The organism is Kitasatospora sp. NPDC089509 (genome assembly GCF_044749365.1).
GTDB lineage: Bacteria > Actinomycetota > Actinomycetes > Streptomycetales > Streptomycetaceae > Kitasatospora.
Genome location: NZ_JBIVHS010000001.1, coordinates 910426 through 926497 on the forward strand (window position 1 = coordinate 910426; position 16072 = coordinate 926497).

General features: G+C 73.6%; 17 protein-coding genes. 3 read left to right on the forward strand and 14 right to left on the reverse strand.

All coding sequences use genetic code 11. The features are described 5' to 3' along the window. Window positions 1-29 precede the first annotated feature (29 nt). The 7 genes from ACIP4P_RS03650 to ACIP4P_RS03680 all read right to left on the reverse strand — a co-directional run bounded on the left by ACIP4P_RS03650 (window position 30) and on the right by ACIP4P_RS03680 (window position 4437). Window positions 30-791 (reverse strand): IclR family transcriptional regulator, encoded by a 762-nt coding sequence (locus ACIP4P_RS03650; protein WP_400914318.1) that lies wholly within the window; start codon window positions 789-791, stop codon window positions 30-32. 104 nt (window positions 792-895) lie between these two features. Further along, entirely contained in the window at window positions 896-1228 is a 333-nt protein-coding gene (locus ACIP4P_RS03655) for a putative quinol monooxygenase (RefSeq protein ID WP_350510670.1), read from the reverse strand. A 126-nt stretch (window positions 1229-1354) separates the two neighbouring features. Then, window positions 1355-1720 carry a hypothetical protein gene (locus ACIP4P_RS03660; protein WP_400914320.1) on the reverse strand — a complete coding sequence of 122 codons (366 nt, stop codon included), beginning with the start codon at window positions 1718-1720 and terminating at the stop codon, window positions 1355-1357. Window positions 1721-1752: 32 nt separating this feature from the next. Next, a complete protein-coding gene (locus ACIP4P_RS03665; protein WP_400914322.1) occupies window positions 1753-2169 on the reverse strand; it encodes a VOC family protein in 417 nt (138 codons plus the stop codon). A gap of 107 nt (window positions 2170-2276) precedes the next feature. Beyond that, window positions 2277-3023, reverse strand: coding sequence for an SDR family NAD(P)-dependent oxidoreductase (locus ACIP4P_RS03670; protein ID WP_400914438.1), 747 nt, complete (start codon window positions 3021-3023; stop codon window positions 2277-2279). A gap of 100 nt (window positions 3024-3123) precedes the next feature. Next, window positions 3124-3564, reverse strand: a complete 441-nt coding sequence (locus ACIP4P_RS03675) for an Rrf2 family transcriptional regulator (protein WP_400914324.1) — start codon at window positions 3562-3564, stop codon at window positions 3124-3126. Between the two features lie 39 nt (window positions 3565-3603). Then, window positions 3604-4437, reverse strand: a complete 834-nt coding sequence (locus tag ACIP4P_RS03680) for a helix-turn-helix domain-containing protein (protein WP_400914325.1) — start codon at window positions 4435-4437, stop codon at window positions 3604-3606. A gap of 136 nt (window positions 4438-4573) precedes the next feature. On the opposite strand from ACIP4P_RS03680, the gene ACIP4P_RS03685 reads away from it, so the two are divergent. Continuing rightward, complete coding sequence (locus ACIP4P_RS03685) at window positions 4574-5317, forward strand: SDR family oxidoreductase (protein ID WP_400914328.1); 744 nt, start codon at window positions 4574-4576, stop codon at window positions 5315-5317. Window positions 5318-5332: 15 nt separating this feature from the next. Here ACIP4P_RS03685 and ACIP4P_RS03690 read toward each other — a convergent pair whose 3' ends face one another. The 6 genes from ACIP4P_RS03690 to ACIP4P_RS03715 form a co-directional block, all read right to left on the reverse strand. Beyond that, window positions 5333-6412 carry a hypothetical protein gene (locus ACIP4P_RS03690; protein WP_400914329.1) on the reverse strand — a complete coding sequence of 360 codons (1080 nt, stop codon included), beginning with the start codon at window positions 6410-6412 and terminating at the stop codon, window positions 5333-5335. Window positions 6413-6550: 138 nt separating this feature from the next. After that, entirely contained in the window at window positions 6551-8239 is a 1689-nt protein-coding gene (locus tag ACIP4P_RS03695) for an ABC transporter ATP-binding protein (protein WP_400914440.1), read from the reverse strand. Between the two features lie 11 nt (window positions 8240-8250). Then, on the reverse strand, window positions 8251-9240 hold the full coding sequence (locus tag ACIP4P_RS03700) for an ABC transporter permease (RefSeq protein WP_400914332.1): 990 nt from the start codon (window positions 9238-9240) through the stop codon (window positions 8251-8253). Next, complete coding sequence (locus tag ACIP4P_RS03705) at window positions 9237-10274, reverse strand: ABC transporter permease (protein ID WP_400914334.1); 1038 nt, start codon at window positions 10272-10274, stop codon at window positions 9237-9239. Before ACIP4P_RS03705 ends, ACIP4P_RS03700 begins: the two co-directional genes overlap by 4 nt. 34 nt (window positions 10275-10308) lie before the next feature. Beyond that, window positions 10309-12042, reverse strand: coding sequence for an ABC transporter substrate-binding protein (locus ACIP4P_RS03710; protein ID WP_400914337.1), 1734 nt, complete (start codon window positions 12040-12042; stop codon window positions 10309-10311). 155 nt (window positions 12043-12197) lie between these two features. Beyond that, window positions 12198-12290: an Ms4533A family Cys-rich leader peptide gene (locus ACIP4P_RS03715; RefSeq protein WP_317620150.1), complete on the reverse strand. Its 93-nt coding sequence runs from the start codon at window positions 12288-12290 to the stop codon at window positions 12198-12200. A gap of 183 nt (window positions 12291-12473) precedes the next feature. On the opposite strand from ACIP4P_RS03715, the gene ACIP4P_RS03720 reads away from it, so the two are divergent. Then, entirely contained in the window at window positions 12474-14549 is a 2076-nt protein-coding gene (locus ACIP4P_RS03720; protein ID WP_400914340.1) for a hypothetical protein, read from the forward strand. A 27-nt stretch (window positions 14550-14576) separates the two neighbouring features. Here ACIP4P_RS03720 and ACIP4P_RS03725 read toward each other — a convergent pair whose 3' ends face one another. After that, entirely contained in the window at window positions 14577-14858 is a 282-nt protein-coding gene (locus ACIP4P_RS03725; protein WP_400914342.1) for a hypothetical protein, read from the reverse strand. Window positions 14859-15123: 265 nt separating this feature from the next. On the opposite strand from ACIP4P_RS03725, the gene ACIP4P_RS03730 reads away from it, so the two are divergent. After that, a complete protein-coding gene (locus ACIP4P_RS03730; RefSeq protein WP_400914344.1) occupies window positions 15124-16068 on the forward strand; it encodes a DUF5996 family protein in 945 nt (314 codons plus the stop codon). The last annotated feature ends 4 nt before the right edge of the window (window positions 16069-16072 follow it).

Sequence of the window (16072 nt, forward strand, 5' to 3'; positions counted from 1 at the left end):
CGGGCCGCTGACCACCCGCCGAGCCGCCGTCAGCCCTGCTGACCGGCCTCGGCGGCCTCCTCGGCGGCCCGCTTGACGGCGGCGACCAGCTGTCGCCGGCGGGCCCGCAGGTCCTCGGGGCGGACGGACAGCGAGACGCTCCCGACCACGGCGCCGTCCGTGCCGAGCACGGGCGCCGCCAGGCAGGCCAGCCCCGGCCGGGCCTCCTCGACGTCCAGCGCGACGCCGGTCCGCCGGATCCGCCGCAACTCCTCGTCGAGCCGCTCGACCGAGGCGATGGTCTGCGGGGTGAAGCGGCGCAGCCCGGGCTGCTCCAGGTAGCGGCGGCGGGCGGCCGGCCCGGCGGCGGCCAGCGCGATCTTGCCGTGGGCGTAGGCGTGCGAGCGCGGGTCGACGCCGATCGCCAGCTCGGGCCGCTCGTCGCCGTCGGCGGCCACCGTGCGCACGTCCGCGATCACCAGTCCGTCGCCCTGGTAGGCCACGTAGTTCGCGGAGGCCCCGGCGGTCTGCCGCATCCGGGCGAGCACGCCGTCGATGCCGCTGCTCAGGCCCATCTGCCGCTGGAAGGCGCGGTGCAGGGCGGAGACCTGGTAGCCCAGGGTGTAGCCGCCGTCGGTGCGCACCAGGTAGCCGCGCTCGGTGAGCGGGGTGAGCAGGGTGTAGGCCGTCGACAGGGCGCAGCCGAGGCCGCGGGCGAGGGCCTTGGCGGAGACCGGCCCGGTCGCCCGCGCGACGAGTTCCAGCACCTCCAGGGTGCGGTCGGCGGCGCGCGGCCCGGTCTGACCGGCCATGACGGGTGCTCCTCGGGGTCGTCCTGGGTGACCCGTCCAGTCTGCCGGTGCCCGGCCCCCGGCCGACCACCGGCCCCCGGGCCGGGCCCCGGTCACCCGGCGTCTCAGGCCTCGCGCGGCGTGATCTCGCCCATCTCGTCCCAGCCGGAACGGTCCGGGAGGTCGACGCTGATGATCCTCGGCTTGGCGGCGACCGCGCCCGCCAGCGTCTCCATCGCCTGCCGGAAGTGCGCCGACTCCACGTGCTCCCGCCCGGCCTCGCCGTCCCGGAAGCCCTCCACCAGGACGTACTCGTTGGGGTCGGCCACGCTCCGGGACCAGTCGAAGAACAGGTTGCCCGGCTCGGCCCGGGTCGCCTCGGTGAAGTCGTGGACGATGTCCAGCCACTGCGCGCTGAGCTCGGGGCGGACGGGGAACTTCACGGTGATGAAGATCATGGCGGTCCTTCGGATCGGGTTCGGGCGGGGAACGGTCGGGCCCCACCCTCCCGGACCGGCGCCTGGCCCGGGAAATTCGCCGCGCCGTGATTCCAGCCCTGCCGGAATCCACGGGTGTGCAGTGGCCTACGGCTGGAGGCGGTCGGGGGAGGGGAGGCGGCTGATCGGCTCGTCGGCCCAGCTGTAGACCTCCAGGTAGGACAGCCGACCCTCGTGGGCGAACACCAGCACCCCGCCGATCGGCTCGCCGTCGGCGTCGAGCACGGTGGCCTCGGCGGCCGGATGGCCCGCACTGATCGCGGCGGGCACGTCCGCCGCGTCGTCCAGCCGGACGTCGAGGCTGGCGCAGGGGCACCCGCAGCCGCCGGTGACCCGCAGGTGGGGGATCTGGGCGCGCAGGGCGCGGAAGGCGGGGGTGTCGTCCGCGAGCAGGGCTTCCAGGAGGGTGACCGCCTCGGCGGGGAGGCGGTCACCGGGGGTGGTGTGGTCCATGCCGGGAGCCGATCACCCGGTGGGACGGTGCGTCAACCGGCGAGCCGGGTGAACGCCGCGAACTTCTCGACGGCCGCCGGCGTGACCGGGGTGAAGAAGTTGACCAGGTTGCCGTCCGGGTCCCGGACCAGCAGCGACCGGTTGCCCCAGGGCATCGTGGTGGGCCCGGCGACGACGTCGGTGACGAACTCCGCCAGGTCGCGGTGGACCTGGTCCACGTCGTCGACCAGGAACTCGGTGATCACGCTGTGGTTGTCCGCCGGCCGGGCCGACCCCGGCGCGAACAGCGGCACGGTGCGGGTACCCGCGATCGCGAGCGTCGCACCCGAGGTCCTGAGTTCGGCGAAGTCCTCGGTGGCCCACTCCGCCCGGGCCCCGGTGGCCCGCTCGTAGAAGGCGACGAGACGGGCCACGTCGGCGGTGATGATGCGGATCGAGACGAAGTGCACAGGAGCTCCTCGGTGGTGCTGAAGGGGTGTACTCCGCAGGCTAGGACGGATACCGGACAGAACCGGTCCGGTATCCGCGCCGGCCCGGGCGTACGGCCGGACAGGGCCTAGAGCTGGGTGGCGCCGCCGTCGACGAGGAGTTCCGCACCGGTGGTGAAGGAGCTCTGGTCCCCGGCCAGGTAGAGGGCGGTGGCGGCGACCTCCTCGGGCCGGCCGGCCCGGCCGAGCGGGGTCGGTGCGGCGGGTGCGGCGGCCCCGCCGTCCTGCGGGAGTGCGGCCCGCAGTTCGTCGGCGCCGGGAGTGGTGACGGGACCGGGGGTGAGGGCGTTGACCCGGATGCCCCGGTCGGCGAGTTCGGCGGCCCAGGTGCGGGCGAGGCTGCGGATCGCGGCCTTGGTGGCGGCGTAGACGCCCAGGCCCGGGACGCCGCGCAGGGCCGCGCTGGAGGAGAGCAGGATCACCGAGGCGCCGGTCGGCAGCAGGGGGAGCGCCTTCTGCACGGTGAAGACCGTGCCCTTGAGGTTGATGGCGGTGGTGCGTTCGTACTCCTCCTCGGTGATCGTGCCGAGCGGGCCGTAGTCGCCGACGCCGGCGTTGGCCACGACGATGTCGAGGCGGCCGCTGCGTTCGGTGATCTCGGCGAACAGCCGGTCGAGGTCGTCGAGTTGTGACACGTCGCTGCGGATGCCGACCGCTCGCCCGCCGATCTGCTCGACGGCGTCGGCCAGTTCGGCCTCGCGGCGGCCGGTGAGGTAGACGGTGGCGCCCTCGGCCGCGAACCGGCGGGCGATGGCCAGTCCGATGCCGGTGGAGGCCCCGGTCACGAGGGCGGTCTTGTCGTCCAGCTGTCCCATGGTGTTCAACGAATCGTTGATGTAACTGTTATTGTTACATTTAGGGCCGAAAAGAGCGCCCCCCGGTGCAGGCCCGGCGGGGCTGACGGCCGGACAGGGCCTAGGTGGGTTGGGTGGTTCCGAGGGTGTCGCGCAGGACGTCCTCCAGGGTGGTTCTCGCCAACTCGGCGCGGAGGGCGGTCTCGACCCCGTCGTAGACGGTGCCCAGTACCGGTCCGATGCCGTGGCCCACGACGCACCCGGGGTCGGGCGTGGCGGGGTGCAGGGCGAAGATCGGCCCCGGCTCCACGGCCTCGTAGACGTCGAGCAGGGTGATCGCCGACAGTTCCCGGGACAGCGTCCAGCCGGCGCCGGCGCCCCTCCGCGAGTCGGCCAGGCCGGCCTTGCGGAGTTGGGCCAGCAGGCGCCGGATCACCACCGGGTTGGTGTTGACGCTCGTCGCGATCTGCTCGGAGGTGGCGACCTCGTGGCCGCGCCGCTGGTACAGCCCGATCCAGGTCAGGGCGTGCGCCGCGACGGTCAGCCTGCTGTTGGCGCTCATTCCGGCCTCCCTCTCCCTGTCCTGTTGTCACCATAACAGTTACGACTGATGGCGCAAGTCCCCGGACGAGTCCCCGAGCGAGGCCAGGCGTCGGGCGTCGGGGCTCCCGGGCTCCGCGGTGCCGACCAGGAGGAACTGGCCCGGAGCGTGCTGCACCTCGAAGGTCTGGTAGCTGAGGGTCAGCCGTCCGGCCCGCGGGTGGCGGAAGCTCTTGGTCTTGCTGCCCAGGCCGCTGACGTCCTGACGGCTCCAGAGCGCCGCGAACTCCGCGCTCTCCGCGAGCAGATCCTCGACCAGGGTGCGCATGCGCGGGTCGTGGCGCTCATGGCCGTGGGCCAGCCGCAGCGTGGCGACGGTGTCGCGGGCGACGGCGTGCCAGTCGGCGAACAGTTCGCGGGCCGCGGGGTCGCAGAACAGGGACCGGGCCATGCCCCGAGGGTCCGCGAGCGGGGAGAGCAGGGCGTCGGCGAGCGTGTTCGAGGCGAGGACGTCCAGGCGCCGGTTGACCACGTACGCCACCGCCAGGGGGAAGGCGTCCATCAGCCGCAGCAGTTCCGCCGCGACCCGGTCCTCCTCCGGTGCACAGGCCCGGTGCCCCGGGACGAGCCCGGCCAGCCGGTAGGCGTGCCACCAGGCGTCGACCTCCAGCCGAAGGGCCCGCGCGAGGGCGTCGACGACCTGACCGGAGGGATGCCTCTCGCGGCCCTGTTCCAGTCGGGTGTAGTAGTCGGCGCTGACTCCGGCCAGCACGGCGACCTCCTCGCGCCGCAGTCCGCTGACCCGGCGGCCCCGGGACGACGGGAGACCCACGTCGACCGGGCTGACCCGGGAGCGACGCGCCAGCAGGAATTCGCCCAGTTCGTTGCCGTTCATCCCCGGATCGTATGCCGCCGGTTCCTGGGAGTGCCCCACCCAGGAAGCCCCGTCCTGCCGCGGGCGCGGGATCGGATCCATCCTGGCGGCACCGGTCGTCGCACCGCGCGACCGTCGTCACCGCGAAGGGAAGCCCATGTCCAACCCGCCCACCAGGCCTGCTCCGAAGGTGGTCCTGATCACCGGGGCCAGCAGCGGAATCGGCGAGGCCACCGCCCGGACCCTCGCCGCCGCGGGCCACCACGTGGTGCTCGGAGCCCGGCGCGCCGAGCGCCTGGTCGCCCTCGCCGAGGAGATCGAGGACCGGGGAGGCGACGCCCTTCCGCTGGGCCTGGACGTGACCGACCCCGCGGACGTCCAGGCCTTCGTCCGCGCCGCGCACGACCGGTACGGGCGGATCGACGTCCTGGTCAACAACGCCGGGGTGATGCCGTTGTCGCGCCTGGACGCACTGAGGGTCGACGAGTGGAACCGCATGATCGACGTGAACCTGCGCGGGGTCCTGCACGGCATCGCCGCCGTGCTGCCGATCATGCGGGACCAGCGGCGCGGGCACATCGTCAACATCTCCTCCGTCTCGGGACTGCGGGTCGACCCGACGGCAGCCGTCTACAGCGCCACCAAGCACGCGGTGCGCGCCCTGTCGGAGGGCCTGCGCCAGGAGAGCCGGGAGCTGCGGGTCACCGTGGTCAGTCCGGGTCTGACCAGGAGCGAGCTGACCGGGTCCATCGCCGACCACGGGGTCAGGGACGCGGTGCGGGAGCAGATGGGCATCGCGATCCCCGCCACCGCGATCGGCGAGGCGGTCCGCTACGCCGTCGACCAGCCGGACGAGGTGGACGTCAACGAGATCGTGGTCCGGCCCACGGCCCAGGGGTGAGGACGCCCACTTGGGTCACGCAGGCGGTGTGGAGGCGACGGCGTCCCGCCAGCGCCGGTTGGTCGCGGCGGCGACCCGGACGAGGTCGGCGTACGGCTCGTCCCACGGGTCCTTGAGCCCGAAGCCGCGCCGCGGGTTCTCCAGCCAGCTGCACCAGTGCCAGCCCAGGCACCACGGTCGGGCCGCGAAGGTGTCGGCGATCATCCGGTAGCCCTCGCCGCGTTCGGCCTGGTCGCGGGCCGAGCCGGTCCGCGACGGGCTCATGACGGTCGGGCACCAGTTGCCGGTGTCCGCCACGAGGATCGGCAGCCCGGTGCGTTCGTGCCACGCGTCGAACCGGGCGGCGACCGCGTCGATCGCCGCCCGGTCGACGGCCGGGAAGGTCTGCAGGCTCAGCACGTCCACGTGGGCCGCGGCCGCGTCGAGCACCGGTTCCGGGATCCCGGCCCGGGTCCCGTAGCGGTCGCCGAGGATCAGGTGGTTCGGATCGTGGCGGCGGATGGCCCGGGCCGCGACCCGGTAGTAGGCCTCGGCGATCTCCGCGAGTTCGTTCCGGGGGTAGCCCGCGCCGCTCGGGTGCCGCGCCCACGCCGGGGCGTCGACGAGGAAGTAGCCGATCAGGTTCGAGTCCTCCGGCCGGCACCGGGTGCGGGCCAGGTGGTCGCACCATTGGGCGAAGTCCTCGGAGCGGGGGTCGCGGTACGCCGGGTGACCGTTCCAGCGCTCGATCTCGGCGACCCGCAGCGACAGCGTGTAGGGCAGCCCGGCGGCGGCCGCCTCGTCGTCGGGCAGGCCGTCCGAGTGCCCGAGGTCGACCGCGTCGTGGGTGGCCGCCAGCCCGCTGCCGCTGACGTACTCCGCGCTCCAGCCCAGCGTGTTGAACCCCCACGCGGTCAGCTCCGGCACCAGGCCCTCCCGCAGCCAGCGCCGCCGGGAGGACCCGTAGCGCTCGGCGAACAGACCGGAGTTGTGCGGGTACCGCAGATTGGTGTCGTCCGCGTGGACGACGCCGATGGACAGGAACGGATCCCCGTCAGGTGTCCTGAACCGCCATCGGGGCGAAGCGTCCAGCGTGAAGTACCCGTGCGCGGCCATGCCGGCCCCTCTTCCGATCGCCGTGTCCCTCAGTCGTCCACAGGCGTGATCGTAGTGGTGACCACGTCGGGCCGAGGGCCGGTCGGCAGGGAGCCGCCGGGTTCTCCCCGCGGGGTGCGGGGAGAACCCGGCGGACGGTCAGCGGGCGGAGGTGGCGAGGCGGGTGTGGCGGCGGGTGGCGGCCTCGATGGGGTCCAGGACCGGGACGGCGGCCAGCAGGTTCTTGGTGTAGAGGTGCTGGGGCGAGTCGTAGACCGTGGCGACGTCGCCCTGTTCGACGATCCGGCCGGCCTGCATCACCGCGACCCGGTCGCTGACCTGGCGGACCACCGCCAGGTCGTGCGCGATGAAGACCAGGGCGAGGCCCAGGTCGCGCTGCAACTCGCCCAGCAGGTCGACCACCTGGGCCTGGGTGGTGACGTCCAGCGCCGACACCGGTTCGTCGCAGACGATCAGCCGCGGCTCGGGCGCGAGGGCCCGGGCGATGCCGACCCGCTGGCGCTGTCCGCCGGAGAACTCGTGCGGGTAGCGGTGGTACCAGTCGGGGTCGAGCCCCACCCGTTCGAGGAGTTCGCCGACCCGGGCGCGGATCCGGCGTTCGTCGCGCTCGCCCGCGATGCGCAGCGGGTCGGCGACGGACTCGCCGACGCTGCGCCGCGGGTTGAGCGAGGAGACCGGGTCCTGGAAGACCATCTGGAGCTCGCGCCGGAGCGGGCGCAGCTCCTTCTCGCCGAGCGCGCCGATGTCCTGGCCGCGGTAGTGCAGCCGGCCGCCGGTCGGGTCCAGCAGCCGGACGAGCATCCGCCCGAGGGTGGTCTTGCCGGAGCCGGACTCGCCGACGACGCCCAGGGTCTCGCCGGCCCGGACGGTGAGCGAGACGCCGTCCACGGCGACCACCGGGGCGGCGCGCCGGGTCAGGCCGCCGCGCGCGCCGAACTCCCGGCGCAGGTCGGTGGCTTCGAGCAGGATCTCGGAGTCGGCCGACGGGGCCGGGGCGGCCGGGATCGACGGGGCGTCGATCCGGGGCACCGCCGACAGCAGCGCCCGGGTGTACGGCTCGCGCGGTGCGCCCAGCACCTCGGTGACCGGGCCGTGCTCCACCGCGCGGCCGTCCTTCATCACCAGCACCCGGTCGACGCTGCCGGCGACCACGCCCAGGTCGTGGGTGACCAGCACCAGTCCGGCCCCGGTCTCGGCCCGCAACTCGTGCAGCAGGTCGAGGACCTGGGCCTGGACGGTGACGTCCAGCGCGGTGGTCGGCTCGTCGGCGACCAGCAGTCGCGGTTCGCAGGCCAGCGCCATCGCGATCAGCACCCGCTGGCGCATGCCGCCGCTGAACTCGTGCGGACGCGAGCGCGCGCGTCGGGCCGCGTCGGGGATGCCGACCCGGTCGAGCACCTGGACGGCCCGCTCCCGGGCGGCCCGGCGGGAGACCGGGCGGTGCACCCGGACGACCTCGGCGATCTGGTCGCCCACCGCGTAGTACGGGTCGAGCGCGGACAGCGGGTCCTGGAACACCATGGCGGCCAGCGAGCCGCGCAGCCGCCGGAGGTCCTCGCCCTCGGCGGTGACGGCGTCGACGCCGGCGACCCGGACCGAGCCGCCGATCCGGGCGCCGGTCCCGCGGTGCAGGCCGAGCAGGGCGTAGGCGACGGTGCTCTTGCCGGAGCCGGACTCGCCGACGATGCCGAGCGCCTGCCCGGCCGCCAGGCGGAAGCCGACGCCGTCGACGGCGCGCAGGTGGCCGGCGCCGGTGCCGGTGGGGAAGTCGACGACCAGGTCCCGTACGTCGACCAGGGTTTCATGGTCCAGGGGTTCAGGGTTCAGGGGTTCGGCGCTCACGTGAGGACCACCCTTCGGTCGGTCACCGCGTAGAGCACGTCCGCGATGACGTTGGCGAGGACCACGAAGAACCCGGTGACCAGGACGAGGCCCACCACGGTCGGCAGGTCGATCAGGCCGACCGAGGTGACCAGCAGCTTGCCGAGGCCCGGCAGGCCGAAGAGCGTCTCGGTCAGCACGGCGGAGCCGAACATCGTCCCCAGGTCGATCGCGGTGAGCGCGATCACCGGGGTGAGCGCGCCGCGCAGCGCGTGCCTGGTCACCAGCTGCCGCTCGCTGACGCCGTACGCCCGGAAGGTCCGGATGTGGTCGTCGGCGAGGATCTCCAGCATCGAGGCGCGGGTCAGCCGGGCGTACTTGGCGGACTCGATCAGGGCGAGCGACACCCAGGGCAACAGCAGTCCCCAGAACCACTGTTGGGGGTCCTCGGTGAGCGGCACGTAGCTGGGGAAGGGCAGCCACTGGAGCTGGGCGCACAGGACGATGAGCAGCACCAGGCCGATCACGAAGACCGGGACGGAGCTGCCGGCCAGCGTCAGTCCGGTCAGCAGGCGCTCGCTGAGCCGGCCCCGGCGCAGCGCGGAGAGCAGTCCGGTGCCCACCCCGAGGACCAGCCACAGCACCATCGCGCCGAGCGCCAGCGAGGCGGTGACCGGGAGCCGGGCGGTGATCATGTCGGTGACCTGTTCGCCGCTGCGGTAGGAGACGCCCAGGCAGGGCGCCTGGCAGTGCAGCAGGCCGGTGCCGGCGCTGAAGTCGCGGCCGGCGACCAGGCCCTGGAGGAAGTGGGCGTACTGCAGGTACACCGGTGCGTCGAGGCCGAGGCGTTCGCGCACCTGGAGGACTTGGGCGGGGCTGCACTTCTCGCCGCAGGCCAGTTGGGCGGGGTCGCCGGGGGCGATGTAGAAGACCGCGTAGATGACCAGGGAGAGGGCGAGCAGCACGCCGAGCATGCCGAGGGCCTTGCGGAGCAGGAAGCGGGTCATGCGGAGGCCTCCTCGGCGGTGCGCTCCGTCGCGGGGCCGGTGGTGCCGGCCGCTGTGTCGTTTGCCGTGTCGTCTGCCGTGCCGACCCGCAGCCGGGAGGCGGCGCGCGGGTCGAGTTCGGTGCGCACGGCGTCGCCGAGCACGGTGAAGGCGAGCACGGTGGCGAACAGCAGCGCCGACGGGAGCAGGACGTACATCGGGTCGGCGCGGAACCAGGTGGTCGCGCCGGAGAGCATCTGCCCCCAGGAGGAGGTCGGCGGCTTGACCCCGACGCCGAGGAAGGAGAGCCCCGCCTCGGAGATCACGTTGGTCGGCAGCAGCACCATCGCGTAGGTGATGACCGGTGCGGCCAGCGAGGGCAGCAGCTCCCGGCGGGCGATCCGCCAGCGGCTCGCCCCGGCCAGCCGGGCCGCCGCCACGTAGTCGAGTTGACGGAGGCTGAGCGTCTGCGCCCGGACCACCCGTGAGGTGCCGGCCCAGCCCAGCAGGCCGATGACCAGGGTCAGCAGCAGCGGGCGGGGGAAGTCCGAGGGCACGACGGCCATCAGCGAGATCGCGAAGACCAGCGAGGGCAGCGCGAGCATCACCTCGGTGGTGTTGCCGATCAGCTGGTCGAGCAGTCGGCTGCCGAGGGCCGCGGCCAGGCCGAGCAGCACGCCGATGGTGACCTGGACGAAGGTGGCGCCGATGGCGACGAGCAGGGAGATCTGCGCGCCGTGCACCAGCCGGGAGAACACGTCCCGTCCGGTGCCCGGTTCGACGCCGAGCCAGTGCTCGGCGCTGACGCCGCCGAGGGAGCCGGTGGGCACCCCGCCGGCCGCCGAGTCGAGCAGGTCGTTGTGGTAGCTGGTGGGGTCCTGCCCTTCGAGCGCGCTGAGCAGCGGGGCCGCCACCGCGATCAGGGCGAGCAGGACGATGACGAGGCCGGCGGTGCGGGCGGCGCGCCGCGCGAGCAGCCGCCGCCACACCTGCCGTCCCCCGGCGGCCGGGGAGGCCGTGCGGGCCTCCCCGGTGGTGGGCTTCTGTGGAGCCATGGTGGTGTCCGACCGATCCCTACGATCCCGTTGGTTACTTGACCGCGACCTGGGAGATGTCGAGCACGCCGGTCCAGTCGCTGATCACGATGTTGCGGACGTCCTTGCCGGACAGGCGCTTGTAGACGGGGTGGAACAGCGGGACGGTCAGGGCCTGGTCGCCGATCTGCTTGTCCAGGGCGCCCCAGCGCTTGGCGGCCTCGGCGTGGTCGGTGATCCGGTTGATCCGGTCGATCTCGTCGTTCACCGAAGGGTCGTTCAGCAGGCCGGAGTTGAAGTTGTAGCCGTCGGTGACGATCTGCCGGCCGTCGAAGATCGGGGCCAGGAACGGGCCGCCGGACGGCCAGTCGGCGCCCCAGCCGGAGAGGAAGAGGCCGGGCTCGGTGCCGACGGTGTGGACCGTCGAGGAGTACTTGGTGGAGTCCAGGGCCTCCAGCTGGACGGTGATCCCGGACGCCTTCAGGCCGTCCTGGACGGCGGTGGCGAGGTCCGGGCCGTAGCCCTTGCCGGTGGCGCTGGAGTGGGTGAGCGTGATGGTCAGGCCGTCCGGGTAACCGGCCTCCTTCAGCAGCTCCTTGGCCTTCTCCGGGTTGCCGGTCGCGCCGGCCGGGAACGGGTCGTACGGGGTGTACCCGAAGGTCTCCTGGTTGGGCAGGAAGGTGGTGGCGGCCTCGGCGAGCGAGGAGCCGCCGGCCGCGTTGACGACCGAGGTGCGGTTGAGCGCGTAGGCGACGGCCTGCCGGACCTTCGGGTTGTCGAAGGGCTTCACCTTGGGGTTGAACGCCAGGTAGTTGACGTAGCCGAAGTGGCCGGTGCCGACCCGGGCGGCGAGCGCCTTGTCGTCCTTCACCTGGGCGAGTTCGGAGGGGCCGAGGTTGGTGTCGGTGGTGACGGCGGCCGCGTCGGCGCCGGTGCCGGCGGCCAGCCGCTGGTTGATCACCGCCGGGTCCAGGCCGGACTGCACGTCGATGGTGTCGGGGTAGGCCTTGCGCTGGTCGTCCGTCGCCGTCGACCAGTTGGGGTTGCGCTTGAGGACGATGTGGGTGCCGTCGTTCTCGTTCTTGACCACCTGGTAGGGGCCGGAGGAGACCGGGTGGTCCTGGTACTTCGCCCCGGTGTCCTTGGCCTTGGGGACGGGCGCGAACTGGGTCTGGGTGGCCAGGTACGGGAAGTCGCCCTCGGGCTTGTTCAGGTGGAAGACGATGGTCTTCTCGTCCGGCGTCTCGATGGCGTCCAGGGTGCGGCCGTCCTTGTACGGGCCCTGGTAGTCGGCGGCGCCGACCAGCCAGTCCCTCAGGTACGGCGCGCCGCCGGAGAGTTCCGGGGCGAAGGAGCGCTCGATGCCGTACTTGATGTCGGCGGTGGTGATCGGCGAGCCGTCCTCGAACTTCAGGCCGTCCTTGAGGTGGAACGTCCACACCTTGGCGTCGTCCGAGGGGGTGCCGGTGTCGGTGGCGAGGTCCGGGACGACCTTGGTGCCGGCCGCGCCGTCGGCCCGGTTGCGGGTGGTGAGGGTGCGGAAGACCAGCGAGGGGACGTTGCCGCCGCCGGAGGTGTAGAGCCGGGCCGGGTCGAACTGGTCCTGCGGGTTCTGGTTGAGGACGGTGAGGGTGCCGCCCTGCTGCGGTGCGGCGTCCTTGCCGGTGCTCCCACCGCCGTCGGCCTTCGGCCCGCACGCCGCCAGACCGACGACCAGGGCGGCGGTGACGGTCGCCGCGGCGACGCGGCGAGGGGTGAGGGTGGTGCGGGACAGGGCGGTTCGGGACATCGGAAAGTGAGCCTTTCGCTACCGATGGTGCACGGACGGTGCACGGAGGAAGGCGGGCGGCAGTGAGGCATCGAGGAAGGTGAGCGGCACCGCGCCCGCAGGAGGGGGCGACGCCCCGAGGCGGCGGTCACCGCAACGCTTCGGGACAGGCGGGTTCAGCGACAGAGATTGTCGGAGACGCAGTGCGCGGCCACGCCGATCAGCGCCAGCTCGATGGCGGCGCACTCGATCGGGTGACGGTCAGACATGCTGAGAAGACTGTAGGACGATAAGCGGAATGTCAAACCTCCGGTTACGGAGGACCGGGAGAACGGGCTGGTCAGCGCCCATGGGTCGGGGCGCGACCGGCTGGAAAGCGTTCGACGGGACCGATTTCGACCGGGACGGCGGCTGCGGGTCCGCTGTCGGAGCGGGGTGCGAAGATCACGCCCATGGATCTCGCTGAAGCCCTCGCCGACCTCGACGACCACCCCTGGGCCTCCGTCTCGCACGCCTACGGCCCCGCCGAGGACCTGCCGGAGTTGCTGCGCGCCTTCGCCGGGGGCGGGGAGGACGGCGAGGAGGCCCGCGACGAGCTGTACTCGGCGCTGCTCCACCAGGGCACGGTGTACCCGGCCAGCGTGGCGGCCGTGCCGTTCCTGGTCCGGATCGCCGCCGCCGGGTGCGAGGTGGTCGAAACCCTGGTGCTGCTGGGCGGGATGGCCGAGAGCGATGATGAGCGGGAGATTCCGGGCGGTGCGGTGCGAGCCGCCGTGGTTTCTCAACTCCCTTTGCTGCTACCGCTGTTGGCGAACGAGGAGGGGGACGTCCGGGGTGTCGCCGCCGCCGTCCTCGGGCGGATCGGGGTGGCCGGGGGAGTGCTGCCCGCGCTGCGCGGCCGCTGGGCGGTGGAGCGGAGCGCCGAGGTGCGGGCCGAACTCCTCCTCGCGATGGGCCGGTTGGACCCCGGCTCGGCTGTCGGCCAGGCCCGCGCACTGCTCGGCGAAGCCACCCCACGACCGCTCCGGCTGGCCGCGCTGCTGGTCTGCCTGCGGGCCGGGGAGCCGTGGCGCGGCGTCCACCACGCCGCCGCACTCGCCGTGCTGCCCACCCGTGAACTCGACGTCGACCGCACCGGCATGCACCACCGGGAGCTGCTGCCCGCCGCCGTCGAGGACCTGCTCGCCCGCGGCACCGAGGCCGACCGGGAGGCCGCGCTCGCCCTGACGGAGGCCGCCCTGCGCGACGAGCGCCCCGGCGTACGGTTCGAGGCGCTGCTGGCGGCCGACCAGGCCTGCGAACGCTCCCGCGCCGCCGCCCGGCGGCTGGTCCCGGCGATCGCCCCGCACGCCGGCGACAGCGACCTGGCGGAACGGCTGCTCGGCGGGCTGGGCCCGGTCGCCGCCGACGCCGTGCCCGTCCTGCTGCGGCTCGCCGAGCAGGCCGACGACAAGGCCGCCGACCGGGCCCTGACCGTACTCGTCCGGGTCGCCCCCCGACAGGCCGCCCCGCTGCTCGCCCGCGACCTGGACCGGCGCCCGCGCGCCCTCGACGCGGCCGGCCACGACCGGGCCCCCGCCTTCCCCTTCGACCCGGCGCTGCTCGCCGCCGTCCGCGCGCGGCTGGCCACCGAGGGGAGCGGCGGTCGGGAGGCCGTCCGCCTGGTCCACCTGCTGTACCAGTGGGGTGGCCGGGCCGCCGCCGGGCTGCCCGAGCTGTACGCCGCCCTGCCGCACACCCGCTACGCGGCCACCGCGATCGCCGCGGTGGCCGCCGACTGCCCGCAGCCGGAACGCCGCGAGGCCGCCGCCGTGCTGCGGGCCGCAGCCGGTCCGCTGATCGTGGCGCGCGCCCACCACCGGCTCACCGGCGAGCCCGACGTCCTGCTCGCGGCCGTCACCGAGGGCTTGACCGTCCCGCGCGAGCTGGACGAGGCGGTGCAGGGGGCAGCCGAGCTGGGCCCGGCAGCCGTCGAGCTGCTCCCGGCGCTGCGCGCGGCGATCAGCACGGACGCCGAGCCGACCACACCGCAGCTGGACACCGACATCGCGATCGCCACCGCCCTCCGGCGGATCGGCGGCGACGCCGGGGAGGCCGTCCGGATCCTGGGCGACGTCCTCGACCGGGTGGGCAATCCGCTGTGGTTCCGCTGGACCGTCCTGCGCGCCGTCCGGGCGGCCGCCCAGCTCGGCCCGGCGGCCCGGCCGTTGGTCCCCCGGCTGGAAGCGCTGCTCGACCAGCCGGAGAAGGCCCCCACCGCGATCCTCGCCCTGCTCCGGATCGTCGGCCCCGAGGCTCTCGACCTCGGCCGGCTCGCCGGGATCGCCCTGGACGCCGTCGACGCGGGCTTCGACATCGGCGGCGCCTGCGAGGCCCTGCACGCGCTGGGCGCCGGTGCCCTGGACGCCCGGCAGCGGCAGCGGGTCGCCGAACTCGTCGAGGGGGATCGGCGGATCGTCCGCCCCGGCACGGGGGACGAGCCCATCCGCGAGGACGAGCAGCTGCGGGAGCTGCTGTCCCAGCGATGACCCGCCCTCGGCCTCAAGCCCGCGGGATCAGCCGGTGCAGTGGACTCCCCACTCCGCCGTCCAGAGCTCGCCGTCGAACTGGGCGGCCGGGTCGCCCGCCGGCGCGCACTGGCTGTTGGTGAAGCCGGCGGCGCGGGCCTGGGCGAGGGCGTGGTTCAGCGCCGACTGGGTGGCGTAGCGCACGGTCGCGCCGGTGCCGGTGCCGTAGTAGTCGCCCTGCGCCGGGGTCGCCGACGCGGGGACGACGGCGATCAGCAGCATGGTGCCGGCCGCCGCGGCGGTGCCCAGCAGTCGAGAGATCACCCTCACGATTCGTCCTTTCGGCAGTGCTCCCTGGGCAGGGCGGAACGCCTCGCGCATGAGCTGGTGTTGGAGGGGGGAGATTCTTCGTTCATTTCAGCTCGAACGGGGACCAGCTTGGGGCAGCCGCATGCGGAGCGTCAATCACCGTGCAGGACTTGGGCGGTTGAGGGCGTCGGGGGTCACCGGTCGCATCGCCCGGTTCCGGGGTCCGGACGGCAACGCCTTCGCCGTGCGGGTGCGGGGCCGCCCCCGCTGCCCTAGCGTGACCCCCATGGAGCTGTTCCCCCCGATTCCGCTGGCCGACTGGCGGGACTCCAAGGAGTCGCTGCACCGGTTCGCCCAGGTCGTCGGCAAGGTCCGGCTGGCGTACAGCGTGCGCCGCAACCACTGGTGGAACGTCCCCTACCACCTCACCGGGCGGGGGATCACCACACGTCCGATGGCCACGGCCGACGGGGCCGGCACCTTCTGCGTCGACTTCGACTTCGTCGACCACCGGCTGGTGGTCTGTTCCTCGAACGGCCGCAGGACCTCCTTCCCGCTCACCGGGCAGTCCGTGGCGTCGTTCCACCGCCGGACGCTCGACGCCCTGGCCGCGGTCGGTGTGCCGGTGTCGCTCCGGAACCCGCACCCGTTCGACCTGCCCGACGCCGACCGGCCGTTCGCCGAGGACACCGAACACGCCGCCTACGATCCGTACTGGGTCAACCGCTACTGGCAGGTGCTCGGCCAAGTCTCCCTCGTCCTGGAGGAGTTCGCAGCCGGCTTCTGCGGGAAGACCAGCCCGGTGCACCACTTCTGGCACACCTTCGACATCGCCGTCACCCGCTTCTCCGGCCGGGAGATCGACCAGCCTCCGACCGTCGACCCGGTCACCCGCGAGGCCTACTCCCGCGAGGTCATCAGCGCCGGCTTCTGGTTCGGCGACGACACCTTTCCCCGGCCGGCCTTCTACTCCTACGCGGCGCCCGAGCCCGCCGGCCTGGCCGACCGCCCGCTCCGCCCCGGGGCCGCCCGCTGGATCGAGCGGAACGGCAGCCACCTGGCGGTCCTGGACTACGACGACGTCCGTGGCGGCGACGACCCGCGCGGCGCGGTTCTGGACTTCTACGAGTCCGTCTACCGGGCCGCAGCCGGCCTGGCCGGCTGGAACGTCCGCGGAGAGGCCTCGCCCGGGGGCGTCACCGACCCGGTGGCGGCCCGGAGCGGGCGCTGACGGC

Excerpts from the sequence above, each read along its gene's own strand:
- ACIP4P_RS03650 (WP_400914318.1), bottom strand. The coding sequence starts at position 791 with ATGGCCGGTCAGACCGGGCCGCGCGCCGCCGACCGCACCCTGGAGGTG.
- ACIP4P_RS03655 (WP_350510670.1), bottom strand. The coding sequence starts at position 1,228 with ATGATCTTCATCACCGTGAAGTTCCCCGTCCGCCCCGAGCTCAGCGCG.
- ACIP4P_RS03660 (WP_400914320.1), bottom strand. The coding sequence starts at position 1,720 with ATGGACCACACCACCCCCGGTGACCGCCTCCCCGCCGAGGCGGTCACC.
- ACIP4P_RS03670 (WP_400914438.1), bottom strand. The coding sequence starts at position 3,023 with ATGGGACAGCTGGACGACAAGACCGCCCTCGTGACCGGGGCCTCCACC.
- ACIP4P_RS03675 (WP_400914324.1), bottom strand. The coding sequence starts at position 3,564 with ATGAGCGCCAACAGCAGGCTGACCGTCGCGGCGCACGCCCTGACCTGG.
- ACIP4P_RS03680 (WP_400914325.1), bottom strand. The coding sequence starts at position 4,437 with ATGAACGGCAACGAACTGGGCGAATTCCTGCTGGCGCGTCGCTCCCGG.
- ACIP4P_RS03685 (WP_400914328.1), top strand. The coding sequence starts at position 4,574 with ATGTCCAACCCGCCCACCAGGCCTGCTCCGAAGGTGGTCCTGATCACC.
- ACIP4P_RS03690 (WP_400914329.1), bottom strand. The coding sequence starts at position 6,412 with ATGGCCGCGCACGGGTACTTCACGCTGGACGCTTCGCCCCGATGGCGG.
- ACIP4P_RS03700 (WP_400914332.1), bottom strand. The coding sequence starts at position 9,240 with ATGACCCGCTTCCTGCTCCGCAAGGCCCTCGGCATGCTCGGCGTGCTG.
- ACIP4P_RS03705 (WP_400914334.1), bottom strand. The coding sequence starts at position 10,274 with ATGGCTCCACAGAAGCCCACCACCGGGGAGGCCCGCACGGCCTCCCCG.
- ACIP4P_RS03710 (WP_400914337.1), bottom strand. The coding sequence starts at position 12,042 with ATGTCCCGAACCGCCCTGTCCCGCACCACCCTCACCCCTCGCCGCGTC.
- ACIP4P_RS03715 (WP_317620150.1), bottom strand. The coding sequence starts at position 12,290 with ATGTCTGACCGTCACCCGATCGAGTGCGCCGCCATCGAGCTGGCGCTG.
- ACIP4P_RS03720 (WP_400914340.1), top strand. The coding sequence starts at position 12,474 with ATGGATCTCGCTGAAGCCCTCGCCGACCTCGACGACCACCCCTGGGCC.
- ACIP4P_RS03730 (WP_400914344.1), top strand. The coding sequence starts at position 15,124 with ATGGAGCTGTTCCCCCCGATTCCGCTGGCCGACTGGCGGGACTCCAAG.